Origin of the sequence: Acinetobacter gyllenbergii CIP 110306 = MTCC 11365, from assembly GCF_000413855.1 — a bacterium.
Lineage (GTDB): Bacteria > Pseudomonadota > Gammaproteobacteria > Pseudomonadales > Moraxellaceae > Acinetobacter > Acinetobacter gyllenbergii.
Genome location: NZ_ATGG01000011.1, coordinates 74,689 through 97,257 on the forward strand (window position 1 = coordinate 74,689; position 22,569 = coordinate 97,257).

General features: G+C 38.7%; 24 protein-coding genes and 1 pseudogene. 17 read left to right on the plus strand and 8 right to left on the minus strand.

Features of this window, described 5'->3' with window-relative positions:
- Positions 1 to 20 precede the first annotated feature (20 nt).
- Positions 21 to 1,166, minus strand: a complete 1,146-nt coding sequence (locus F957_RS14595) for a YbfB/YjiJ family MFS transporter (protein ID WP_016540316.1) — start codon at positions 1,164 to 1,166, stop codon at positions 21 to 23.
- Between the two features lie 245 nt (positions 1,167 to 1,411).
- Between F957_RS14595 and F957_RS14590 the strand changes: the two genes are divergently transcribed.
- Positions 1,412 to 2,287, plus strand: a complete 876-nt coding sequence (locus F957_RS14590) for a LysR family transcriptional regulator (protein ID WP_016540315.1) — start codon at positions 1,412 to 1,414, stop codon at positions 2,285 to 2,287.
- Between the two features lie 84 nt (positions 2,288 to 2,371).
- Here F957_RS14590 and F957_RS14585 read toward each other — a convergent pair whose 3' ends face one another.
- Together F957_RS14585 and F957_RS14580 are read right to left on the minus strand one after the other, a co-directional pair.
- The gene (locus F957_RS14585; protein ID WP_016540314.1) at positions 2,372 to 3,697 is read right to left on the minus strand and encodes a D-serine ammonia-lyase; all 1,326 of its coding nucleotides are present in this window, start codon (positions 3,695 to 3,697) and stop codon (positions 2,372 to 2,374) included.
- 82 nt (positions 3,698 to 3,779) lie between these two features.
- Positions 3,780 to 4,232: a hypothetical protein gene (locus F957_RS14580; protein WP_016540313.1), complete on the minus strand. Its 453-nt coding sequence runs from the start codon at positions 4,230 to 4,232 to the stop codon at positions 3,780 to 3,782.
- Positions 4,233 to 4,512: 280 nt separating this feature from the next.
- On the opposite strand from F957_RS14580, the gene F957_RS14575 reads away from it, so the two are divergent.
- From F957_RS14575 to F957_RS14550, 7 genes are all read left to right on the plus strand, one after another.
- Positions 4,513 to 4,965, plus strand: coding sequence for a hypothetical protein (locus F957_RS14575; protein WP_016540312.1), 453 nt, complete (start codon positions 4,513 to 4,515; stop codon positions 4,963 to 4,965).
- Positions 4,966 to 5,044: 79 nt separating this feature from the next.
- Positions 5,045 to 5,524 carry a hemerythrin domain-containing protein gene (locus F957_RS14570; RefSeq protein ID WP_016540311.1) on the plus strand — a complete coding sequence of 160 codons (480 nt, stop codon included), beginning with the start codon at positions 5,045 to 5,047 and terminating at the stop codon, positions 5,522 to 5,524.
- A gap of 248 nt (positions 5,525 to 5,772) precedes the next feature.
- Positions 5,773 to 6,315: a glycine zipper domain-containing protein gene (locus tag F957_RS14565; protein WP_016540310.1), complete on the plus strand. Its 543-nt coding sequence runs from the start codon at positions 5,773 to 5,775 to the stop codon at positions 6,313 to 6,315.
- 575 nt (positions 6,316 to 6,890) lie between these two features.
- Positions 6,891 to 7,040, plus strand: a complete 150-nt coding sequence (locus tag F957_RS21600; protein WP_016540309.1) for a hypothetical protein — start codon at positions 6,891 to 6,893, stop codon at positions 7,038 to 7,040.
- A 191-nt stretch (positions 7,041 to 7,231) separates the two neighbouring features.
- Positions 7,232 to 7,486: a hypothetical protein gene (locus F957_RS14560; RefSeq protein WP_016540308.1), complete on the plus strand. Its 255-nt coding sequence runs from the start codon at positions 7,232 to 7,234 to the stop codon at positions 7,484 to 7,486.
- Between the two features lie 279 nt (positions 7,487 to 7,765).
- Positions 7,766 to 8,194, plus strand: coding sequence for a hypothetical protein (locus tag F957_RS14555; protein ID WP_016540307.1), 429 nt, complete (start codon positions 7,766 to 7,768; stop codon positions 8,192 to 8,194).
- A 50-nt stretch (positions 8,195 to 8,244) separates the two neighbouring features.
- Positions 8,245 to 8,478 (plus strand): hypothetical protein, encoded by a 234-nt coding sequence (locus F957_RS14550; protein ID WP_016540306.1) that lies wholly within the window; start codon positions 8,245 to 8,247, stop codon positions 8,476 to 8,478.
- Between the two features lie 30 nt (positions 8,479 to 8,508).
- On the opposite strand, the gene F957_RS14545 is transcribed toward F957_RS14550, so the two are convergent.
- From F957_RS14545 to F957_RS14535, 3 genes are all read right to left on the minus strand, one after another.
- Positions 8,509 to 9,186, minus strand: coding sequence for a DUF421 domain-containing protein (locus F957_RS14545; protein WP_016660230.1), 678 nt, complete (start codon positions 9,184 to 9,186; stop codon positions 8,509 to 8,511).
- A 94-nt stretch (positions 9,187 to 9,280) separates the two neighbouring features.
- Positions 9,281 to 9,601 (minus strand): hypothetical protein, encoded by a 321-nt coding sequence (locus F957_RS14540; protein WP_016540304.1) that lies wholly within the window; start codon positions 9,599 to 9,601, stop codon positions 9,281 to 9,283.
- 94 nt (positions 9,602 to 9,695) lie between these two features.
- On the minus strand, positions 9,696 to 9,878 hold the full coding sequence (locus tag F957_RS14535) for a hypothetical protein (RefSeq protein ID WP_016540303.1): 183 nt from the start codon (positions 9,876 to 9,878) through the stop codon (positions 9,696 to 9,698).
- 439 nt (positions 9,879 to 10,317) lie between these two features.
- On the opposite strand from F957_RS14535, the gene F957_RS14530 reads away from it, so the two are divergent.
- Complete coding sequence (locus F957_RS14530; protein WP_016540302.1) at positions 10,318 to 11,727, plus strand: iron-containing redox enzyme family protein; 1,410 nt, start codon at positions 10,318 to 10,320, stop codon at positions 11,725 to 11,727.
- A gap of 15 nt (positions 11,728 to 11,742) precedes the next feature.
- Here the strand turns inward: F957_RS14530 and F957_RS14525 are convergent.
- A pseudogene (locus F957_RS14525) lies at positions 11,743 to 12,620 on the minus strand (SDR family oxidoreductase).
- Between the two features lie 371 nt (positions 12,621 to 12,991).
- Between F957_RS14525 and F957_RS14520 the strand changes: the two are divergent.
- From F957_RS14520 to F957_RS14485, 8 genes are all read left to right on the plus strand, one after another.
- On the plus strand, positions 12,992 to 13,867 hold the full coding sequence (locus F957_RS14520; RefSeq protein WP_016540300.1) for a MaoC/PaaZ C-terminal domain-containing protein: 876 nt from the start codon (positions 12,992 to 12,994) through the stop codon (positions 13,865 to 13,867).
- 17 nt (positions 13,868 to 13,884) lie between these two features.
- Positions 13,885 to 16,164 (plus strand): molybdopterin-dependent oxidoreductase, encoded by a 2,280-nt coding sequence (locus F957_RS14515; RefSeq protein ID WP_016540299.1) that lies wholly within the window; start codon positions 13,885 to 13,887, stop codon positions 16,162 to 16,164.
- Positions 16,165 to 16,453: 289 nt separating this feature from the next.
- Entirely contained in the window at positions 16,454 to 17,485 is a 1,032-nt protein-coding gene (gene moaA / locus F957_RS14510; protein WP_016540297.1) for a GTP 3',8-cyclase MoaA, read from the plus strand.
- A gap of 22 nt (positions 17,486 to 17,507) precedes the next feature.
- A complete protein-coding gene (locus F957_RS14505) occupies positions 17,508 to 17,759 on the plus strand; it encodes a MoaD/ThiS family protein (protein ID WP_016540296.1) in 252 nt (83 codons plus the stop codon).
- A 2-nt stretch (positions 17,760 to 17,761) separates the two neighbouring features.
- Positions 17,762 to 18,277 (plus strand): molybdenum cofactor biosynthesis protein MoaE, encoded by a 516-nt coding sequence (locus tag F957_RS14500; RefSeq protein ID WP_016540295.1) that lies wholly within the window; start codon positions 17,762 to 17,764, stop codon positions 18,275 to 18,277.
- Between the two features lie 17 nt (positions 18,278 to 18,294).
- Positions 18,295 to 19,218 carry a bifunctional molybdenum cofactor biosynthesis protein MoaC/MoaB gene (moaCB, locus tag F957_RS14495; protein ID WP_016540294.1) on the plus strand — a complete coding sequence of 308 codons (924 nt, stop codon included), beginning with the start codon at positions 18,295 to 18,297 and terminating at the stop codon, positions 19,216 to 19,218.
- The gene (locus F957_RS14490; RefSeq protein ID WP_016540293.1) at positions 19,218 to 20,447 is read left to right on the plus strand and encodes a molybdopterin molybdotransferase MoeA; all 1,230 of its coding nucleotides are present in this window, start codon (positions 19,218 to 19,220) and stop codon (positions 20,445 to 20,447) included. Before moaCB ends, F957_RS14490 begins: the two co-directional genes overlap by 1 nt.
- Before the next feature lie 181 nt (positions 20,448 to 20,628).
- The gene (locus tag F957_RS14485; protein WP_016540292.1) at positions 20,629 to 21,111 is read left to right on the plus strand and encodes a winged helix-turn-helix transcriptional regulator; all 483 of its coding nucleotides are present in this window, start codon (positions 20,629 to 20,631) and stop codon (positions 21,109 to 21,111) included.
- A gap of 5 nt (positions 21,112 to 21,116) precedes the next feature.
- Here the strand turns inward: F957_RS14485 and F957_RS14480 are convergent, their stop codons facing one another.
- Entirely contained in the window at positions 21,117 to 22,514 is a 1,398-nt protein-coding gene (locus tag F957_RS14480) for an aminotransferase-like domain-containing protein (protein ID WP_016540291.1), read from the minus strand.
- Positions 22,515 to 22,569 lie beyond the last annotated feature (55 nt).

The window sequence follows — 22,569 nt, forward strand, 5'->3', positions numbered from 1 at the left end:
GCATAACTTATCTCATTCAATTACGTCGCTTTTAGGCTGATCGCTGTGGCAATTAATAAAGCAGAACATGCAGCCAGCAAGGAACTGTTGAGCGTGTGATAAATAGAAAATAATACATTTGATAGCATTGGACCGATGATCTGCCCCAAGCCATAGACGACGGTCATTAAGGCAATTAAATTACTTTGTGCTTGGCGAGCGATACGCTGCGCCACTGGCATGGCAATGGTCACCGTTCCCATAAAGGTTCCACCCACCAGTAATGCACTCAACAGATAACCCAAAGCGGTTGGCAATATGATGGGTAATACAACGCCGACAGCCTGTACTCCCAGATTAGAAGATAAAGCGATTCGAGTCCCAAGTCTGTCATGGAGATAATGCCAAAAAAAACAGGAAGGGATCGCCCCAAAACCAAAGATTGCCCAGATCTGTGCAGCATCAATATTCGGTAAGGCCTGTTTGACTAGCAAAGGTAAATAAGTTGCCGTGATAATATAGCCAAAGCCTGCCAAGGCATAAATCATAATCAGAGCGTATGTGTGGGGCATTTTACTTGTTGTGCTCAATATTTGCTGAGCTGAAACAGGATTAGGTTGAGCACGAGATAAACCAAATATTGCGATAAAACCAAGCAGTAGACTGGATAGGCCAAGTAATAACCACAGTATTTTGCTATGCCAACCCAGATGTGTTCCAAAAACCAAAAGCTCGGCAGAGAGTGCAATTCCGAGGCCAACCCCTGCATATAAAACAGGGGCTTGATGTACTTGTTTCTGTTGTTCAAGCAGCCATAATGAGGCAGACACCATAGCAAAAGCACTAAAAACCCCAGCCAAGCCACGAATCACGATGATTAGGCTAATCGTATGAATACAACTGAGCAGAATCAGACAAAGTGCGGTGCCCATTGTAGCAAAAATACTACTGAGATAGCTTTGCTGTGATTTAATCTTGATCGCGAATATGGCACCAAACAAATAGCCCGCATAGTTTGCAGAAGCTGCCAAACTGGCCTGAGGTAAATTGATAATGCCTTCATCAATCATATGTGGGTAAACTGCTGTAAAAGCAAAGCGACCGAAACCCATACCAATCGCCATAATCAGCGCTGCACTGATTGCAGCTTGTAGAGCGCTATTGCTGTTTTTTGCTAGCTCAGTCATGGCCTGTTTACTCCAACAATTAGTCACTATGACGCATGTGCTCTAGAGGTTGTGCTTTAGCAAGAAATTTGTAGTCAAGTATATAAAGCCCATAGCTAAAGCAACTTAAAATACAGATCAAAAATAGAAGTTTAGAAGTGCTCATTTTGAATCATTTTTACATCTTGAAAAATTCAATAAGATTTAAACAAGAGATATTAATCATGTAAAATGATTTGAATTGATACCAACTATCTCTAATAGTGATGGCAATGCAGATTAAGTCTTTAGAAATTTTTATGATGGTGGTGAAGTTAGGGAGTTTCTCTGAGGCGGCAAAAACGCTTTATACGGTGCAATCGAATGTCACCAGTCATATCAAAAAACTGGAAACAGAATTGAATGTCGAATTGCTTCATCGGCAGAACCCAATTCAACCCACCAGAGCTGGGCAGCAGCTGTATGGTTATGCTGAAAAAATGCTGCATCTACAAAAAGAGCTCTTGGATAGTTTTTCCAATCATCATCTTGCCGCCAATTTGCCTTTGGAAATCGGGAGTATGGAAACCACGGCAGCAGTTCGGCTACCCTCTTTATTTCGCAATTTACAACAGCATGCGTCAAACTTTCCGTTTGCGCTCAGCACTGCACCAAGCCGAGACTTAATTGATTTAGTCACAGCATCTAAATTGGACTGTGCATTTGTCGCGAATCACGAGCCAATTGCAGGATTGTTCAATTTGCATGTCTGGACGGAGCAACTGGTACTAATTTCCTCAAAACATGCACCGCAACAGCTCTCAAACGAATATTTAACGCAAAAGAAGTTTATTGCTTTTAAGCAAGGCTGCAGTTATCGTAAAGCTATTGATCAGTTCTTATCTGCTCATTATTTGCCTGCGGCCAATGTGATTGAAATGGGCAGCTTAGATGGCATTATTAGCTGTGTTAGTTTGGATGTTGGTCTTGCCATCCTGCCGATGAGTTATGTCCAGCAATCCCATTTTGCCCAGAGTGTGAATATTCATCCCATCGACTCAGCTACAGCGCAGATCAATACCTATCTGATTGCGCATCGGGATATGAGCACATGGGCGACCAATATGCATCATTTCGTTAAACAATTAAAATTGATGATCTAGTCAATATCAAAAGAGAAACTAGTTTGATTTAAGCGAAAACAGAGAAGTGTAACTTCTCTGTTCATCGCTCAGATTGAGATAGGTTTATGCTTTCGCCAGATAGTTTTGCATTTCTTCTGTAGGAACCATCCCACCTCCAGTTGCCCATACAATATGATTGGCATGCTGTAACTGCTGTTCAGTAAATTGATGCAAATCGATATAAGCTTGATGTTGGTTGACTAAAATCGGCCCTAGCATACCTGCAAGCGCAGAAGGCTCAAGTTTTAGGTTTTCAGACTGGTTGAGCATCCCGAGCAAGCGATACATGGTTTGATCATCTAATGTATAAAAACCATCTAATAATCGTTGCATGGCACGACCAACAAAGCCAGAAGCACGTCCTACTGCAAGACCGTCTGCCGCCGTAATATTGTCAATACCGATATCCTGAACTGAAATTTCATCATGTAAACCAGTGGCTACACCGAGTAACATACAGGGTGAATGAGTGGGTTCGGCAAAGATACAATGCACGTGATCGCCAAAGGCCATTTTGAGACCAAATGCAACACCACCAGGCCCACCACCGACACCACAAGGTAAATAGACAAATAAAGGATGTGCTTGATCCACAATAATATGATGTTGATCCAGTTGTTTCTTTAAACGTTCACCCGCAACGGCATAGCCTAAGAATAATGTTTTGGAATTTTCATCATCAATAAAAAAACAATTTGGATTTTCTAATGCTGCTTTTCGGCCTTGTTCAACTGCCACACCATAATCTTGATCATATTCGATAACATTTACACCATGTGAACGTAACTTGTCCTTTTTCCATTGGCGGGCATCAGCTGACATATGTACCGTCACATCAAAGCCTAACTTTGCGCTCATGATGCCAATCGAAAGGCCAAGATTACCTGTAGAGCCAACTGCAATGCTGTATTGACTGAAAAAATTTCTAAATTCTGGGCTGTTCAGTTTGGCGTAATCATCGTCAAGAGTAAGCAGATTGGCTTCTAGTGCAAGCTGCTCGGCTCGGAAAAGCACTTCATAAATACCACCTCGTGCCTTAATTGATCCCGAAATTGGCAGATGACTGTCTTTTTTCAGCCAGAGTTTGCCTGCAATTTTTTGCTCAAAGTACGTTTCAAGAGACCGCTGCATATTTGGGATATCAATTAGCTCAGATTCGATAATACCTTGAATTGCAAGCGTTTCAGGAAAGACAGCCATCAAGTAAGGTGCAAAACGTGCTAAGCGGTCCCGGGCATCATCAATATCCGATTGATTAAGCCCAACATAAGGTAAACCTTCATCTAGCGTGGTGAAATTAGGGTTAAACCAAACTGTCTCTTTGAGCTCAATCAGGTCTTTAACGATCGGATATTCTGCTGCAAGTTGTTGGATCTGTTCTGACTGCATAAGCGTACTCAAAAAATTTAAAGAAAGTGAATACTTAACGGAGTACAGCCTAAAGCAATTTAGCACGTGGATGTACTGTTTCTCACACTTTAGCCTGTAAAATTTTTATCACTTGCCCATAGATAGATTGCAAATAATCATTTAATGGAAGCAGAGTTTGACCAGACTTACTTCGAACATATTTAAAATAAGGAATCAGTGGATATTCACTACTTTCACATACAATGACTTTAGGAAACCATTCCTTGTGAAACTGATCGGCGGTGATATCGAGAATGATTCCATTCACGACTAAATAGCAGTGTGCAATTTCTGGTGTTTGCGCAGACATTTGGACTTTGCCAACACGATAATCGGATTTAATGTAGTGGACATTGAGCAAATAGTATTGCAACAGATCACAAGCATCGGCTCCACATTCTTTTGGAAATTTACTAAACGTCCCCGTAATAAAACCCTGTGTGACCTGATCTAAAGCTGCACGAAATGCTTGTGCAATATCAGCAAGTGTTTGAACATCATTTTCATAAGCCATTTGGTCTAATTCTTAAAGTAATCAGTGTTCTTTTAGTAAAACGTATTAAATGTAAGATTTAATTAAATTTATTGGTTAAATTGTTAAGACTATTAGCTGTTGTAATATGAAGAATAATGCTTTTATCAAACTAGTGATGGGCAATACAGTTGATTATTTCGAAATGTTAAAAAGTTGCATAATGCTCATACTCTTTACAAGTTTGGAGTGAATTATTACAAACAGGAATAATTTTCATTTCATAATAAAACTAAGTACCTAGCTTTAGGGGAACATAACCATGCCTCAATATCTTAAAATTGCTGACAATATTTATAGGAAATTTCAGCAAAATGATCAATTTATGATTGATAAACAAGACTGTCTAAATTTGATTATCAAGCAAATCCGTAAAGAGCTGATTGATACAGATCTTAAGCTGATCTACAACTACATAGAATTTGTTGATGGCTTTAAAGAACCTGTAAGAGATGGCCGAATCAGTTTAGATATTAGTCTCATTCCTAGCTTTAAACACAAGGATGAATTTGTGTTATGGCTTGCTGGCTTTATTGAAAAAATTACAGAAGGTGGCGTGAAACGTTTGCCACCGCTGCATAAAGATATTCCTCCTGAATTTACGTTCCAAAGTGATCCCAATGTCATTCTTGATATTCGAAATGAACACAGTGGAGAAAGAATCGTTTCATATTTCAGAAGTGATGATTTTGCTGAAGAAGTGAAAGGTATTTAAAACTCAAATAATTTTAAGAATTTATATCGTGAGTTATTTAAATTAATAGAAAAATTTCTTTCAAATAAAGGTGTAAGCGATGCCAAAAAATGAAAAAGCATGGACGATATTTGAGGCTTTGCGTGAAAGCCATGAAAAACAAAGAGCGTTCTCCGAAAAATTGATCAAAACATCTGGTGATAGTGAAGAACGAAGAGAACTTTTTGAATTGCTAAAAAATGAATTGTTTGCCCATGCGGTGGCTGAAGACCGATTTTTATATATCCCTTTGATGATGACAGACGCTGGCTTAAATATCACGCGTCATGCTTTATCTGAGCATCATGAAATGGATGAGTTGTTAGAGCAACTCACCCAAACAGAGTTTAGTAATTCTGGATGGTTGGCAATTGCGAAAAAACTTTCACATGTCGTTCATCATCACTTGGAAGAAGAAGAGCATCATTTTTTTCAACAAGCAGGAAAAATTTTGCCAGAGAAACAGAAAAAAGAGTTGGCACAAAAATACCATGCAGAATATATAAAATATTTAAATAAAGAAAAAGACAGCCTAGTTTAAATAGTCAGATTTAATTAAATAATTTAACCCTCATCCTGAGGGTTTTTCTATACCTATAATTGCATTTTTAATTTTATTTCAATATGTTTCTCTATTTACTAGAAACTATAGACATTAACTTAAAAAAAATTCTTATCACTGATTTTAACAAATAACTCACTTATGGTGAAAGTACAAGTAATTCATTTATTCAAATTCCAGTTGAGAATTATGTTTTGAGTGAATGACTTTCTTAAAGGAGAATAAACATGATAAACCAAGATGATTATGATCGTGAACGTATTAAAAATGCACCAGATGAGGTGAAGAAAGATTTAAATGCTGACCCGATTACAGGTGAACCTGGTTCCCATCCAGTGGGTACTGGAGTCGGTGCCGTAGGTGGCGCTGCGACAGGAGCTGCTGTCGGTAGTGCTGGTGGTCCACTGGGTGCTCTAGTCGGTGGTGCTGTAGGTGCCGTTGTAGGCGGATTAGCTGGAAATGCAGTGGGTGAAGCAATTGATCCTACTGTAGAGGATGCGTACTGGCGTGAAAACTATTTAAATCAAACGTACTATAATGAGGCAAATAGCAAATATCCGAATCTAGATTATGATCGGGATTATCGTAATGCCTATCGGGTGGGTTATGAAAAACGCTATGGTTACGATCCAGATGTGGCATTTGAAGAAGTTGAACCCGAGTTGAGAACTAATTGGGAACAGGCAAAAGCTGAATCCCGCTTATCATGGGATGAGGCAAGACATGCGTCTCGTGATGCATGGAATCGAAATAGACAGCAGCCGAAATAGCCTGAAATTTAGATAAAATTCTTTTAAACCCTATTCCGAATGGAATGGGGTTTTTTATGCAAGTGATGCGGGTTGTTGTTTCATATTGCTATAAATGAAAATGCCTAAACTGGTATTCTGAATGAGTTAGTAAGTAATAAATAAGAGCATTTTTATAGAGTGATTCTTCTGATAAATAGAAATAAACAGAAAGTAAATTTACTTCCCACATTTAGCTGCTATCTGACTGTGCGTAGGAGTCTTTAGATTTGAACTTGATAAAAGTGACTGGAACAACCGATAAAATAAAAATAGCTTTAATTATAGGTTGTTTCTTCATGCATATTAATTTTTAATTTTATGAGTGATAGATGCTTTTTCTATTCAAATTAAACTTGTTTCTAGATGTTTGCAGAATATTGTATTTGAAAATATAAGTTCTTATTTTTAAGGAGGTTGCTCTTTTTTTGTTGTATTTAAGTTTTTAATTTAATTACATAAAATTTCATTATTTAAGAAAGTTAAAATAAATAGCAGGGAAAGTTACATCTAAATTTGTCAGTATAAAGTTTTTGCAATATATCAAGAGGTGTCACATGTTAAAAACGATCATTACTTTAGGAACAGGTGTTGCTTTAGGTTGCTACTATAAATCTCATAAAGATAAGGCTAAATTATCAGGTGGGAAAAGAGATGAAGATATTAACCTGAGTAATGCAGTAAAAGGGAAAAAGGGTTCTACTTAGGCTGCCTGAAGTAGATTAAAGAAGCTTGGTCATAAGCTTTTTTAATATCACCACATATTAATGAAACATAAATAAATGCAACTCAGTAGTGATAATCTAAATAGTGCGGAAATAGCATCAAATAATAGTTTTGATAGTGAATAATTTTACATCTATTTTATAAACTCTTTAACTAGCGAGAGGTAATGAAAATGAAAAATTTACTTGTGAAAAGTATTGCATTAAGTTTTGTTTTCACACTTGCAGCATGTGAAAAGAACAAAACCACAGATAATTCAGCCCTTCGACAGGAAACAACCACACCTCATTCGATGGAAACAGAACCAGCCACGAACAGCAGTCAATTGCATGATGATATGCAGCATGATGCATCAGTGCCTGTAACAAATGAAGATGGCACATCAGAAGCGCATACTGGTAGCGCTACCACACAGCACACCCCTTAGCTGTAAATACTAAATAAAATAAATCTATAGGAAAAGGTTGAAGTTTGAAAAATAACTTCAGCTTTTTCAGGAGCTTTAGGAGAAGCAGATGGGAGGTTAAATTTTGTTTTTATGTGATGTCGTATACGTTATTTTTTATTAATGATGTTTTTGGCACGTATCGTGTAATTTTTATGTATACGATTTTTTATTTTAGTAGCATAAGTCTAAACAATATTAACAATTGATTACTTTAAATAGAGCAAAATCGCATAATAGAAAAATTAAAGGAATAATTTCATGCCTCAATATTTAAAATTAGCTGAAAAAATATATATAAATGTTAAAGAGTCAAAGGGATTTATAGATGAACCTTTAGAAGATCTAAACAATTTAATGATTGAGTTGCGGATTGAAATAAAGAATACAGATTTTAAGATGCGTTATAATTATATAAATTTTGAAGACTTATTGATGAACTCTAAGGATTTACCTTTTATTTTGGATATAAGTATTTTACCGAAAAGTAAAAATAAAACCGAATATATGTTATGGCTTGCCAGCTTTATAGAGAAAGTAACGATTTCCAAGAGTAAAAAATCATCTAATTTAAACAGTAAAGTGATTGTGCCAGACTATCATTATGATGATGTAGGCAATATTGTGAATAGATCAAAAAATAATGGTGAAGCAATTATTTCATATTTCAAAGATAAGCAGTCTGTTTAATATATTAATTTTACTCAAAACTTACTAATTTATATTGAAGGAGTTTGGAAATGGTAAAGCAATATATGTTAAAGAACGTTGATGCGAGTAGTGAAATGGGGGATAAAATTATCGTTGAGCAGATTTATGAGAAGGGTTTATCTGCTGCCTTCGATAACAGCATTGTAGCCGAATGGTCACCAATATTTAAAGTTGTGATAAGAGATAAGGTCATTCAGTTGAATGACGATTTGACATTTATCCATCCACGAACTGGCAAAATTTTTAGAATCAATGATTGTTAAGCTTGAAGTGTAATATCCATTTCAATGAGTTTAGTTGATATGGCGTGTTTGTAAGGATTTGGCCCAATCTTTACATTTACAGCGAACACATTCATGGTCTAGGTTTAATAAACGTTGTGTCATTCCACAATACATACAAGAATAAAAAAGTTCAGCATCCAGATAATCAGTCTTTTTATAATCTTGAGGAAATAAGGGCAGTCCCCATTTAGTTTCATCTTCTGTATAAAATAAGAGACTTAAACAACCATCTGTTTCCAGTAAGGCAACTTTGACTTGACCTAAGTGTTCTACACTTTGTTGACGCATTTCAGCAAAAAATTCATCATGTGAATATTTCTCTTTTTGCATATCTTGAATCACCATTACGCCATTTTCTACGATGCATAAAGGTTTTCCTTCTAAGAGTATTTCAAACTTCTTACTTTTCATCATGGCCCAAGTGATCAGACGATATAAAATAATAATGGTACACATCACCACAAAAGCTTGGGCAATCGGTGCATCATCTATAAACATCGGATCTCCTGCAGCGCTTCCTAGACTCAGAATAATCGCGACTTCAAAGATAGATAATTGACGAATGCCGCGTTTACCTGAGAGCTTTAAAAAAATCAGAATCAAAAGAAACATGACAAAACACCGAATAATGATCTCTAGTACTAGATCCCAACTGGTGTCATAAAGAAAAATGTTGATGATATTCATGGTTTTTCTCTTTTTATAATAAGTAATTAAATGCTGCAAAACAAAAATGAGCCTATGTTTTAAATAAGCTCATTTTTTTATCGAATGATCAATTCTATATTTGGTCCCAAGCATCTTTGATGGCTTGCTTGGCATGTTCCCATTTTAATCTGGATTCAGCTTTTAGCTCTTCCCAAGACGCTTTAAGCTTACCCTCAACATCTTCAAATTGCGTACTACGATCATGTTCAGAACGAGCACGACTACCTAATTCATAGGCTTTTGAAAAATCTCGATCATAATCCAGATCTGGAGTGTCGAGTTGAGCTTCTTGGTAATAAGGACGTGTCAAATAACTAGAACGCCAATGATCATTTGGGTCAATACTCACACGTGAACCTTGATTCTGTTGATTAGATAAGTTTTGATTTGTCATGATAATTCTCCAGCAAACTTTCCTGCTTAGATAAAATTTAGGAGAATATTTATTTTATTCTCCTAAATTTTTATAGATCGAAAACAATTAAGAATTACTTCTGTTGATTATTTTGGTTTGATCCTTGGCCATTAGAATCTTTTTGATGAGATCCTTGTTGCTGACGATTGTCATTTTGCTGTTGTTGCTGCTGTTGACGGTTGTCATTGTTTTGGTTTTGCTGTTGTTGCTGCGGATTGTTACGCTCTTCATTGCGTTGATTATTTGTATTACTCATGATCGTACACCTCATTTGGTTTTAGATATTATCTGAGTAAATCAGATGGTTTAATTAAAACATAAAAATTTATTTAAAATAGTGGGAAGCTGTTGCATAATATTTAAATGTAATGTGGTTGAATTTGGTAAGCGCTGTGTTTTTAAGAGCTTATCTAATTTTTATTTTTTAATTAAAAACACTATTAATATAACTTTATATGTGGATTACATGTTGCAACATAAAGTTTTTATTTGGCTTAATTTTATATATTTTATGATTAATTTTAAATAAATAATTCAAAATATGAGAATGTAAAAATTCGATAATTACAGAGTGTTGATATGGAACATATTTTAAAAGCTATTGTTGCAATATTAACCTGAATTAACAAAATTAAAGTAGGAGTCAGGGGTGAACAACGTAATGTGATCTTATATTTTCGATTCGGAGAATGAAAATGACAGTCGTTGTAAAAAAGAGATTGCTTGATTTATTACAGGATGACTATAAAAATTATTACGAGTTAGTTAGTTTTTTTCTGGATGGAGATATATCTAATTTTGAAAAAGAGAAGAGAGCTATTAATTTATTAACTCATGAATTAGAAACTGTGAACTTAAAAAAATCATATATACCTAATAATATTGAGGAAATAAAAGATTGGTATCAATCTGAAAATAGGAAAGTCTGTCAAAGCTATCATGAATATTTATCTCAGCGGAAGTCTGGAGCAGAACGTCAGTATTTTAAAAATATAGGACAAGCATTTGAGTTCTTAGTGAAAGTAGCGCCTACTAAAAAAGTAGATGGTGCTTGGTTATATAGCATAGTCAATTATTGGAATGATCCGACTTTTCATGATCTTATTGTGATTTACTTGGAAGAGTTGGGGCTAGGGCAGACAAAATCGAATCATGTATGTATCTATGATGATTTGCTCCGTAATCTAGGTTTAGATGATTTTGAATTTTTTCTGCATGATGAATATTACCATCACGCCGCCATTCAGTTGGCTTTAGGATATGCACCACCTGAATTCATTCCAGAGATCATTGGCTTTAATTTAGGTTACGAACAACTCCCTTTACATCTTTTAATTACCAATTATGAGCTCAAAGAGTTGGGGGTTGATGCCAAATATTTTAACTTGCATATTACGATTGATAATCTAGCCAATGGTCATGCACATAAGTCTATAAAGGTATTGGCAAATGTATATAAAAAATATAAAGATAAAGCAGTTTTTATGGATAAAGTGAAACGTGGCTATGCTTTAAATCAACATGGAATTTTATCCGCATACATTATTCAAAATCTTGATCTTGAAAGCTTCGTTCATAAAATTTTAAAACGCAAAGCAACGATCGGCCAATTAGTGCATAACGAGAAGCAATTGATAGGATGTAAGTCGATTAATCAGTGGTTAGCAAATCCGCAGGAAATTGGTCATTTTATTCAGCAACTGGTTGAGAAAAAATGGATTAAATTTAATCTTGATCCTGAAGAAAGTATATTTTGGCGAATGATAAGTCATGAAAATGGAAAGATGTATGGTGTTTTTACTCCCGCAGAGAGACAGATTATTCATGATTGGATTGCTGGCGATAAGTACTCGGCAACGGTTGCTCCTTATCATCACAAAAACAATAAAGATCAGCCTTTGCATGACTTTCTATTTAGCTATATTTCAGATGGTGAACTGGAAAATTTACAGCAAAAAGTGAATCAAACCGATAATTTTGCTTTGAAGTTATGTAAGTTAATTCCATTCTTGTCACCTGAAGCTCATCATAAAAGCATAGGGTTGTGGAGTACCCAGAAATATGTAGAGTTATTATTTCCTTATTTAAAAAATTCATCGTCTTAACCAGTTTTTATTTGCTTACCCATTGACGATTTCACCGCCATTGACATGAATAACTTGTCCTGTGATGTAACTAGCATCATCGGAAGCTAAAAATAAATATGCGGGCGCAACTTCACTCGGTTGTCCCATTCTTCCCATTGGTGTGTCTTGACCAAATTTAGCTACAGTTTTAGCATCAAAACTACTTGGAATTAAAGGCGTCCAAATTGGGCCAGGGGCGACCCCATTGACACGAATTCCCTTTTTTTGCTTCATGAGATTATTGGATAAACTACGGGTAAATGTTGTGATTGCACCTTTTGTACTTGCGTAATCAATTAATTCATCATGGCCATGATAACTAGTAATACTGGTGGTATTAATAATACTGTCTCCTTCCTTTAAATGGGGAAGCACAGCTTTGGTTAAATGGAAAATGGAGTAGATATTCGTTTGAAAGGTCTTTTCGAGCTGCTCTGTACTGATATTCACAATTTCTTTTTGCTGAAACTGCACACCAGCATTATTGATCAAAATATTGATCTTTCCAAAAACTTTAACAGTTTCTTGCGCACACTTCTGAGAGGATGTTGGATCACTCAGATCATATTTTAATAATAAACAGTGTTGGCCTTGTTGTTCTACGAGTTGTTTGGTTTTTTCAGCATCTTGGTCTTCTTCTAGATAAATAATAGCAATCTCCGCACCTTCTCGAGCAAAGAGTACGGCTATAGAGCGTCCTATACCGATATCTCCTCCACTAATCAGGGAAACTTTAGCTTTGAGTTTGTTACTCCCTTGATGTGTACGCTTAATAATTTCAGGTTCAGGATGCAAGCTTCTTGGTTACCTGGTTGGTGCTGTTGATGTTGTGCTGGAGCAGAGGCGGGATAATGGTTCGATTTATTGCTCATTGTTAGTGTCCTTTAAACTTAAAATGATAATTTCAATCATCTTTTAAAAAGCTGTTAACTTGAGTGAGGACTCTGTTCTGATTGGTTTTATTTGTATTTTTTAGGTAGAAGAAGGAAAGAACTCTAAATGCGCTGTTTTATAAATTGAGTTCACCTCTTCAACAGTGTTTCTTTTATCAAAGTTTACAAGCCTTATTAAATCTTAACATTTCATTTTTATATTTATGATGAGTGCACTTGACCTTTGTTGAAATGAGTTCTATTTTGGAACTTAATTAACTTTTGACCATATCAGGCATATCTAATCAGGACTAGAATTAACCCAAATATGGTTTGAACAGTGAGAAAAATAAAAGGAACAGGAGTTTCATATGTTTGCGATTCGTTACCAGCAGATTCCATTGCAATTTTTATTTGAACATCAGGCAACTTTGGCAGGGCTTGGAAAAATAGGCTTACGTAGTCTTAAAAAAACAAAGGCTGCTTCAGTTGACTGGCAGTCATTAGCACCGATCAATGAGGTGATTGATGCGCCGAGTCAAGATTTGATTGAGCATTACATCCAATGGAGTGGTGCTGAGCCTGGTAAGTATCAAGACTCAATCCCGTCACATATGGTGTCACAATGGGGACTGTCCTTTGCAACACGATTATTGCTTCAAACTCACTACCCATTAAGCAAAGTGATCAATCAGGGCGTCAGCCTGAAAATTCATGGCATGATTCCACGAACTGAAAAACTCATGATTCAAGCTAAGATCGCACAGGTGGATGAACGTAATGGTTTGGCACGTGTTTCAGTTCAAATTACCACAGGTACGATTGCTGAACCTGAACTGGTAGAAGCAGTACTACATATGGCTTTTATCCTGCCTCATTTTGAAAAAACCAAACGCTCGGAAACGAGCGACACTAAGCTTTGGCAGACACTAGGCGAATGGTCGACTCGTTCAGATGATGGTTTGAAATTTGCCTTACTCACAGGTGACTTTAATCCGATTCATTGGATTACACCATTAGCCAAACTGTCAAACTTTGGTCAAAAAGTGCTGCATGGCTTTGGGGTGTTTGCACGTAGTTTTGAATTACTGCCACAACCGATTCAGCAAATTGATGTCCGATTTCTAAAACCTGTCAAACTTCCTTCTGAACATAACCAAGTTGAAACTTGTACCGAGCAGGAACAAAAGTATCTCCGCGTTGTTGGTTCAGCAGGGCAAATCTGTTTAATGGGACAATATTCATAAATAATAAGGTGAGACCAATGACGACGCTAACAGTAGCAAGACAGGATGTAACGGCTTGTATTTTGTGTTCACGCAATTGTGGGCTCAGTGTAGAAATTGAAGATAACCAGTTTAAGAAAATTAAAGGGGATGATGATCATCCTTTCTCGCAAGGCTATATCTGCCAAAAGGCCGCACGTTTGCAGCATTACCAACAACATGCTGATCGTTTAACTTCGCCGTTAAAACGTCAGGCAGATGGTTCGTTTAAAGAGATTGGCTGGGAACAAGCCATTCAGGAAATTGCTGAGCAGTTGGTACAGATTCGGAATAGTCATGGTGGAACTGCCTTTGCATCTGTAGGTGGTGGCGGTCAGGGTAATCATTTAGGTGCTGCATATGGTCGTCAGTTGCTTTATGCCATGAAAAGTTTCTATTCCTACAATTCTTTGGCGCAGGAAAAAACAGGTGATTTCTGGGTGAATGGTCGTTTGTTCGGCAGTCAGGCTTGTCATACCACCGAAGACGTTGAACATGCGGATTATGTGCTGTTTATTGGCACTAATCCTTTTCAGGCACATGGGATTCCAAATGCACGAGACACTTTAAAACATATTAAAAAAGATCCGAATCGGACCATGGTGGTGTTTGATCCACGCGTAACTGAAACCGCTAAACAAGCTGATATCCATGTGCAATTAAAACCAGGAACCGATGCTTATCTGATGTCGGCCATGATCGCAATCATGCTGCAAGAAGGACTGTATGATCAACAATTTATTCAGCAGCATACGCATGGCTTTGATCAGGTCAAACAAGCTTTCTTGGCGGTTCCAATTGAAGAGTATATCCAAAAAGCTGATGTTTCTGTGGAGCTGGTTTATCAGATTGTCCGTGATTTTGCTAAAGCGCAACGTGCTTGTGTCCGGATTGATCTTGGTATTCAACACACCTTAAATACCACTTTAAATGGTTATTTGGAAAAGCTTTTATATTTACTCACAGGAAATTTTGGTCAACAAGGCGGCAATAATCTGCATACCATGTTTATTCCAATTCTAAGCAATACTGATGAACGTAATCCTAAATATCGCCGTACTGTACATCATAAAATGTTCCCGATTTCAGGCTTCTTTCCTCCGAATATTTTGCCTGATGAGATTCTAAAAGCAGGGGAAAAGCGAGTTCGTGCGGTGTTTGTAGATAGCTGTAATCCTTTATTGACCTACCCAGATACGGCTGCCTATGAACAGGCTTTTCAGTCCTTAGAGCTTTTAGTGGTGGTCGATGTGGCCATGACTGAAACAGCGCGGATGGCGCATTATGTGTTGCCTGCACATAGCCAATTTGAAAAGTGGGAATTTACAGGATTTAATCTGGAATTTCCGAAGAATGGCTTTCATTTACGTCACCCCTTATTTAAGGCTCAAGGTAACAGTCTACCTGAAGCGGAAATCTATACCCGTCTGCTCGAAGCCATGCAAGTGATCCCTCTACAGTTTCCGATATTGAGCAAAATTGCAGAAAAAGATTCAGCCAATACGGCTTATCTTGCCTATTTCGGTGCGCTTGGTGTCAGTTTTGCGAAAAATAAAAAGTTAATTCCCTATGCCGCGTCAATTGTATATCGCACTTTAGGCAAAACGTTGCCGAATGATGCCGCATCAACTGCCTTATTATTACCTTTATGTATGCAATATGCAGCTCAACATTACCAAGCGGTTAAGCAAGCAGGCTATGTCGGCAATCGTTTAAACCTAGGCGTTAAGTTATTCCAGAACATTTTGCAGCAACGCTCAGGTGTGGTGTTATCCCAACATGACTATGCTGATGTTTGGGAATTGATCGCCTATAAAGACAAAAAAATTCGTTTGGCAATTCCTGAAATGTTCATTGAGCTGGCCCAACTGAAACAAGGTTCAATGACTTTAACCACAGATTATCCTTTTATTCTATTGGCAGGCGAACGTCGCAGTTATAACGCCAATCAAATTTATCGTGATCCTGCTTGGCGTAAAGTCGATGCAGAAGGGCGTTTAAGGATCAATCCTGAAGATGCTCAGACTTTCGGTGTCGAAACAGGACAGATGCTGCACTGTATTTCTGAGCATGGCAAGATTCAGGTCACGGTCGAACTTGATGAGGGAATGCGCAAAGGCGTGGTGTCGTTGCCGCATGGATATGGATTACGCTATCGAGGTGGGGAACCGATTGGGCCACAACTGAATCGTCTTACTTCTGCTCAGCATTGTGATCCGTTATCTAAGACACCCTATCATAAATATGTGCCTGTACGTTTAGAGCGGTTCACCGCTTAGACCTTTAGCCTATTGATATTTTTGCTTAAATGCACCAAATTCTTTCATGTTGTTTAAATTATGTTTGAAATTGGTGCAATATAAACTGAACAAAAATATGCTGACAGGCGCTATTTTTATTTGTAGATTGAAAGTGTGACTAATTCAATTAAATAAGCAACATCATCATAAAGTTGCTGTGTGATTGGAATAATTATTGCTTTAAAAAAATAATTCACTGTGATGAGCAAAACAAGGATGCACAGAAGCTGTGCTAAACCCAGTAAAAAGATTCACAAAATGAGTGCGTATGATGAAGCATGAGAGACCTGAAACGAGCTTACCGATCTTGCAAGATCAGTATGGTCGCACTAAGCGTAAGTTACGGATTTCGGTGACGGATCGCTGTAATTTCAAATGCGTTTATTGTATGCCTGAGCACCCGCAATGGATGAAAAAACACGATTTACTTAGTTTTGAAACCTTATTGGTTTTTTGCAAATATATGGTTCAACAAGGGATTGAAAATATTCGTATTACAGGGGGGGAACCTCTTATGCGACAAGGTGTGGTGCACTTTATTCGGGATTTGCAGGCATTTCGGGCTTTGGGACTCAAACGCATTTCAATGACCACCAATGGCCATTATTTAGCGAAGTATGTGGAACAATTGAAGCAAGCAGGCTTGGATGATCTGAATATCAGTCTGGATAGTCTTGATCCAATTCAATTTAAGCAATTGACTAAAAAAGAGCTTAGCCCTGTATTGAATGGTATTGAAGCAGCAAAAAAGGCAGGTCTTCCGTTCAAAATTAATTGTGTTTTGATGCAAAGTCAAAACCATGACCAGATTTTGCCAATGGTAAAGTGGGCAAAGCAGCACAATATCCCATTACGTTTTATTGAGTTTATGCCGCTGGATGGCGATCAGCATTGGAGCAATCAAGCGGTGGTGAGCGAGGCTGAAATTTTAGCGCAGCTCAAACCTTATTATGACATTCAAGTCTTGCAACAGCAGCATGAACCTGCACGGATCTACCAATTGGATGGTCAATATCAGTTGGGCATTATATCAACCATCACGCATTCTTTTTGTGGTGACTGTGATCGTATTCGCTTAACGGCTCAGGGTGAACTGTATAATTGTCTGTTTGCACAGCAGGGGCTTAATATCAAAGCTGACTTAGAAGCCGTTAAGCAGTCCAATCTGGATATTAAACAGCACGCATTACAACAGCTTGATCAAAAAATTAAGCCTTATATTTGGCATAAGGCCAAAGGCTATCATGCACTACAGCATCAACAAGCACGTAAAATCAGCATGCATATGTTGGGTGGTTAAATAAAAGTGGTCTGGAGAATCTATGCAAACCATTGAGATTAAAATAGAAGCGTTTGGGGCAATCGAAAGATTATTACCAAAGCCGCTGGCATTTGAGTTTGCAACAGACCGAATGGTCAAAGATGTATTGGCACATATTGTGACACTTTATCCTGAGGCAAATCATGCCATGGAAAAATGTGCCTGTGCGATAGGCGAAGATATCATTACACGGCAAACCGCTTTAGAAACTTCTTGTACCTTGGTGTTGTTGTCGCCAGTGGCGGGGGGGTAAACATGCGTGAATTTGCTAGAGTGCAAGATCAGGCTTTAAGCCTAGACAGCTTTGATCCAATTCAGTCGTTTCCTGAATGCGGTGGCATTGATATATTTATTGGTACAGTACGTAACCATCATGAAGGTAAAGCGGTTAAAGCCTTAAAATATACCTCATATACACCTGTTGCAGAGAAAATGATTCGTGAGATCGAACAGCAAATCCAAGAGAAATATCAAGTCTCTTATGTTCGGGTGATGCATCGGATTGGCTATTTGGATGTCAGTGAAACTGCGATTATTGCCATAGCCTACGCAGCACATCGCCGTGAAGCTTTTCAAGCCTGTGAAGAGGCCGTGGAGCGGGTCAAACATGAAGTGCCGATCTGGAAAGAAGAATTTTTTATGGATGGAACCAGTCAATATGTCGAAGGCTGCTGTATTCGTAAAGATACAGTCGAACCGAATACTCCAGTCAAGACGCATCAACATGCACACCACGATGAAAATTGTAGCCATGAGCAGATACACGAATAAGGGTTTAGGACGTTAAAATGAAAAATGTTGGGATGAAACCCGAGAGTTATCGTGTTGCAGAAGCACAAGCGATTTTACATGCACCCGCGCATTGCATTCAGTTGCTCCGAGATGGCAATACTGAAAAAGGCGATGCCTTAAAAACAGCTCGTATTGCAGGGATTTTAGCGGCTAAACGTACGGACGAGCTGATTCCACTCTGCCATCCATTACCGATCTACCGCGCCGATGTTGATTATGACCTATATGATGATCATGTGGTGATTCTGACCACAGTTGAGACCATTGGCCCAACAGGCGTGGAAATGGAAGCGTTAACCGCTGCAAGCCTAGCCGGTTTAACGTTGTATGACATGCTTAAGCCACATTGTGAGCCCGAAGAACTGTGTTTGGATCAATGTAAATTGCTCAAGAAAAAAGGCGGTAAATCACATTTTAAACGTACGTTACGTCAACCTGTCTCAGCGGCAGTAATTGTACTGTCAGATACGGTTGCAGCAGGGCGTAAACCAGATACTGCGGGTAAGTCTGTTGTTGAAACCTTAACCGAAGCAGGTTTTGATCCGATTCATTATCAAATCTTGCCTGATGAAGCTGATCAGCTTAAAGATTTAGTCCTAGAACTGACCAAATCTTATGCTTGTATTATGACGGTGGGTGGAACAGGCATTGGCAAGCGCGATATTACCGTGGATACCCTAGAGCCACTATTGGAGCGCAAACTCGATGGCTTAATGGAGGCAGCACGCTCATTTGGGCAAAAACGAACACCCTATGCGGCGATGTCTCGCGGTGTTGCAGGTTTTATAGACCGTTCATTGGTAGTGACCTTACCGGGAAGCCGCGGCGGCGCAAGTGAATCCATGGCGGCAATTTTGCCTGCACTGGTGCATATTTTTGATGTCTGTCGTGATCTACCCCATCCGGGAGGTTATGAATAATGTCAGGATGTGGTGCTGAAAAAGGTCTGATCACTATTGATGAAGCATTAGCATTGGTGCAAACCCAACCTAAAGCTTTAAAAGTTGAGACGCTGCCTTTAACCGATGGACTGAATCGTTATTTAGCCAAAGCGATCAATTCCAATGTCGATCTGCCAAGTTTTTCGCAAAGTGCGGTGGATGGTTATGCCTTGAATAGTTCTGTTGAGAATCTTCAGGGCACGCTATATGACGTGATAGGTGAAATTAAGGCAGGCAGTGAATCTGAGCATCAGCTTAAAGATGGGCAAGCAATTCGTATTTTCACAGGTGGGAAAACCCCTGAGGGAACAACGCATGTTGCACGACAAGAAATCGTCGCCGTTGAAGCTAATCAAACGATTCGATTGACTGAACATATTTCAGCGAAAGCGGATATCCGTTTTGTGGGTGAAGAAGTACAACGAGGTCAGCAACTGGCAGATATTGGGCAGCGCATCAATATTGGCGCACTCGCAGCACTCAGTATGGCAGGTGTACAAAGTATCGATGTTTTCCAAGCACCTAAAGTAGCTGTGGTCATTACTGGGGATGAGGTTGCGGAAACGCCAGAAGATTTGCAGGCAGGGAAAGTTTTTGATGCCAATGGGCCGCTATTGAAAGCTTGGTTGCAAGACTATGGCATAGATGCAGAAATCTTGCACATTGCAGATACAGCCGCGGAGGTGACGCAATGTTTTGAGCGGCTAAAACAGCAATATGATTTGATCATTACCACAGGTGGTGTTTCTGTTGGTGATTATGATTTTGTTCGCCCATGTGCATTTGAAACAGGTTTTGAGCAAATCTTCTGGAAAGTGAAGCAAAAACCAGGTAAACCACTGTTCTTTGCCGAGTACACACAGCAAGCCCAGAGTTGCTATTTATTGGGTTTACCTGGCAATCCTGCTGCCGTGTATGTGTGTATGCAGGTCTATGGCAAAGCCTTGCTAGATGCCTTGCAAAACCAACGCCAGCCCTTGCAATGGTTGAGCGGTGTGCTGACACATGATTTAAAATCGGATGCGCGTGAACGTTTTTTAAGAATGCAGGCTTATTTTGATCAAGGGCAACTCAAGTTCCAAAGCTTGGCGAAACAACAATCGCATATGCTGAGTAACCTCATGCAAGCAAATAGTCTGGTGCGTATTCCCGCCAATACCCAACTGGAAGCAGGACAGCTCCTTTCTGGGTTATTCATTCATAACTAAATTGTTTTGATGAATTTATGTAAAATGACTGAATATTGGTACTTTTAGCCAAGTGCCAATATTGCATCTGATGGATAAGGTGGTTTAGTGTATATTTTATATTGTTTAGTTTCTAAACATGACGGTTCAAGACATAGAAGTCTTTTAAATAAAACTTTAAAAAAATGATTAGGTGATAATAATGAAATGGGACGAAATTGGCGACCAGCCGTGTTCAGTGGCGAGGACGCTCTCAGTGTTGGGTGATCGTTGGACAATGCTCATCTTAAGAAATGCATTTATGGGTATACGCCGCTTTGATGATTTTCAGCGGAGTTTGGGACTGACACGTCATGTACTTTCTGAGCGTTTAAAGCGTTTAGTTGAACATGATATTTTAACCAAAGTGCCTTATGTTGATCGTCAGGAGCGGTTTGAATATCAACTGACGGACAAAGGTTTAGACCTATATCCGATTATTCTTTCAATGGTGCAATGGGCCGATAAATGGATGGATATGGGGCTAGGTAAACCTGTTGAGTTCACCCATAAAAGCTGTGGTCGGAAAATTAACCCCAAAGTGGTGTGTTCGGAATGTGATCAACCGATTCAGGCCAAAGATGTACGTGTAGCGGCAGGTCCAGGCTATTTTGCCTTTATCGAACAAAAGCAAAAAACAGCATGATTTGTTTATACCCTTTGTCGTTCTATTTCATGCTGAATAGCATGGGATAGGACCTCAAAGATCTTAGCTTCAAGTGATTGCGCCACATTAAAACGAATAAAATTCTTAAAGTTTTGATTTTGGCTAAATGCATTTCCTGGGGCTAGAATCACACCGTGTTCTAAGCAATTCTGCGCGATACGTGCGCTATCGAAATGTTCAGGCAACTCACACCATAAAAAAATACCGGCGGATGGTTTAATCCATGTTTTGATGCCGAGTTTCTCAAGTTGTTTTACGGTTGTATCCATCGCTTTGGCCAAGCGAACTTTCAATTCCTCTAGATATTTACGATAATTACCATCAGTCAATGCAGCATATAAAATTTCCGAGGACAGGTTATTCCCCCCAAAACAGGTGGCAATTTTTATATCGGCTAGGTCCTCAATCCATTCTGATTGGGTTGCGATATAACCCGTACGAACAGAACCAGACAGCGTTTTAGAAAAACTGCCAATATGAATCACACGCGACAAGCCATCCAAAGCTGCAAGACGCGGAGCACTATGTCGTTCTAGATCTGCGAAGATATCATCTTCAATGACAATCAAATTGGACTGTTCAACCAGTTTTAAAACCTGATAAGCCGTTGATGCAGTGAGCACAGCGCCAGTCGGATTATGAATGCCAGAATTGGTAATGTAGAGGCGTGGATTATAGTTTTTTATGGCTTGGGAGAACGCTTCCAGATCTGGTCCAGTCGGCGTATAAGGCACACCAATAATTTGGATTTGGTGTACTTTAAGCAGCGCATGAAAGTTGAAATAACAAGGATCATCAACCAGCACCACATCATTCGGTTTAAGGAAATAACGACAAATTAAATCAATTGCCTGCGTGCCAGAATCAGTTAATAGGATTTGGCTGGGACGTGCTTCGATACCTTTGCTCAAGATTCTGCGTGAGAGCAATTCACGTAAAGGTGCCAGACCGAGTGGGGTTGAATAATCAGTCAGAATGCTAGCAGGAGCTTTAGATACCTTACGAATGGCTTTACGGATATTTTCATGGGGCATCCAGTCATCAGGTAACCAACCGCAACCCGGTTTTAAAACACCTTGTTTGGCTTCGAGGGCTTGTCTTGAAATCCAAAGTGGATCAATACTTCGATCAATTTTTGGATGAATTTCCGAGATGGATAGAGGTGCAAGTGGGCCTGCGACGAAAAAGCCTGAACCTGTCTTTGCTTCAATAATGCCTTGAGAAGCAAGACGTTCATAGGCCTCAACAATCGTTGAAACAGATAAATGCAGCAAGCCAGCTAAAGCACGGACTGAGGGGAGGCGCGAGCCAGGAAGTAAAGAGCGGGCTTTTATTTGTTCATGAATATGCTGGATCACAAATTCAATTTTAGTACTTTTCATAACAATACATCCATAACTGTATGGGTAAATAAACCAATACAGTTATTTGGAATTG

Bases quoted from the DNA above. Each gene is read 5' to 3' on its own strand.
- F957_RS14595 (WP_016540316.1), bottom strand. From the start codon at position 1,166: ATGACTGAGCTAGCAAAAAACAGCAATAGCGCTCTACAAGCTGCAATC.
- F957_RS14590 (WP_016540315.1), top strand. From the start codon at position 1,412: ATGGCAATGCAGATTAAGTCTTTAGAAATTTTTATGATGGTGGTGAAG.
- F957_RS14585 (WP_016540314.1), bottom strand. From the start codon at position 3,697: ATGCAGTCAGAACAGATCCAACAACTTGCAGCAGAATATCCGATCGTT.
- F957_RS14580 (WP_016540313.1), bottom strand. From the start codon at position 4,232: ATGGCTTATGAAAATGATGTTCAAACACTTGCTGATATTGCACAAGCA.
- F957_RS14575 (WP_016540312.1), top strand. From the start codon at position 4,513: ATGCCTCAATATCTTAAAATTGCTGACAATATTTATAGGAAATTTCAG.
- F957_RS14570 (WP_016540311.1), top strand. From the start codon at position 5,045: ATGCCAAAAAATGAAAAAGCATGGACGATATTTGAGGCTTTGCGTGAA.
- F957_RS14565 (WP_016540310.1), top strand. From the start codon at position 5,773: ATGATAAACCAAGATGATTATGATCGTGAACGTATTAAAAATGCACCA.
- F957_RS21600 (WP_016540309.1), top strand. From the start codon at position 6,891: ATGTTAAAAACGATCATTACTTTAGGAACAGGTGTTGCTTTAGGTTGC.
- F957_RS14560 (WP_016540308.1), top strand. From the start codon at position 7,232: ATGAAAAATTTACTTGTGAAAAGTATTGCATTAAGTTTTGTTTTCACA.
- F957_RS14555 (WP_016540307.1), top strand. From the start codon at position 7,766: ATGCCTCAATATTTAAAATTAGCTGAAAAAATATATATAAATGTTAAA.
- F957_RS14550 (WP_016540306.1), top strand. From the start codon at position 8,245: ATGGTAAAGCAATATATGTTAAAGAACGTTGATGCGAGTAGTGAAATG.
- F957_RS14545 (WP_016660230.1), bottom strand. From the start codon at position 9,186: ATGAATATCATCAACATTTTTCTTTATGACACCAGTTGGGATCTAGTA.
- F957_RS14540 (WP_016540304.1), bottom strand. From the start codon at position 9,601: ATGACAAATCAAAACTTATCTAATCAACAGAATCAAGGTTCACGTGTG.
- F957_RS14535 (WP_016540303.1), bottom strand. From the start codon at position 9,878: ATGAGTAATACAAATAATCAACGCAATGAAGAGCGTAACAATCCGCAG.
- F957_RS14530 (WP_016540302.1), top strand. From the start codon at position 10,318: ATGACAGTCGTTGTAAAAAAGAGATTGCTTGATTTATTACAGGATGAC.
- F957_RS14520 (WP_016540300.1), top strand. From the start codon at position 12,992: ATGTTTGCGATTCGTTACCAGCAGATTCCATTGCAATTTTTATTTGAA.
- F957_RS14515 (WP_016540299.1), top strand. From the start codon at position 13,885: ATGACGACGCTAACAGTAGCAAGACAGGATGTAACGGCTTGTATTTTG.
- moaA (WP_016540297.1), top strand. From the start codon at position 16,454: ATGATGAAGCATGAGAGACCTGAAACGAGCTTACCGATCTTGCAAGAT.
- F957_RS14505 (WP_016540296.1), top strand. From the start codon at position 17,508: ATGCAAACCATTGAGATTAAAATAGAAGCGTTTGGGGCAATCGAAAGA.
- F957_RS14500 (WP_016540295.1), top strand. From the start codon at position 17,762: ATGCGTGAATTTGCTAGAGTGCAAGATCAGGCTTTAAGCCTAGACAGC.
- moaCB (WP_016540294.1), top strand. From the start codon at position 18,295: ATGAAAAATGTTGGGATGAAACCCGAGAGTTATCGTGTTGCAGAAGCA.
- F957_RS14490 (WP_016540293.1), top strand. From the start codon at position 19,218: ATGTCAGGATGTGGTGCTGAAAAAGGTCTGATCACTATTGATGAAGCA.
- F957_RS14485 (WP_016540292.1), top strand. From the start codon at position 20,629: ATGAAATGGGACGAAATTGGCGACCAGCCGTGTTCAGTGGCGAGGACG.
- F957_RS14480 (WP_016540291.1), bottom strand. From the start codon at position 22,514: ATGAAAAGTACTAAAATTGAATTTGTGATCCAGCATATTCATGAACAA.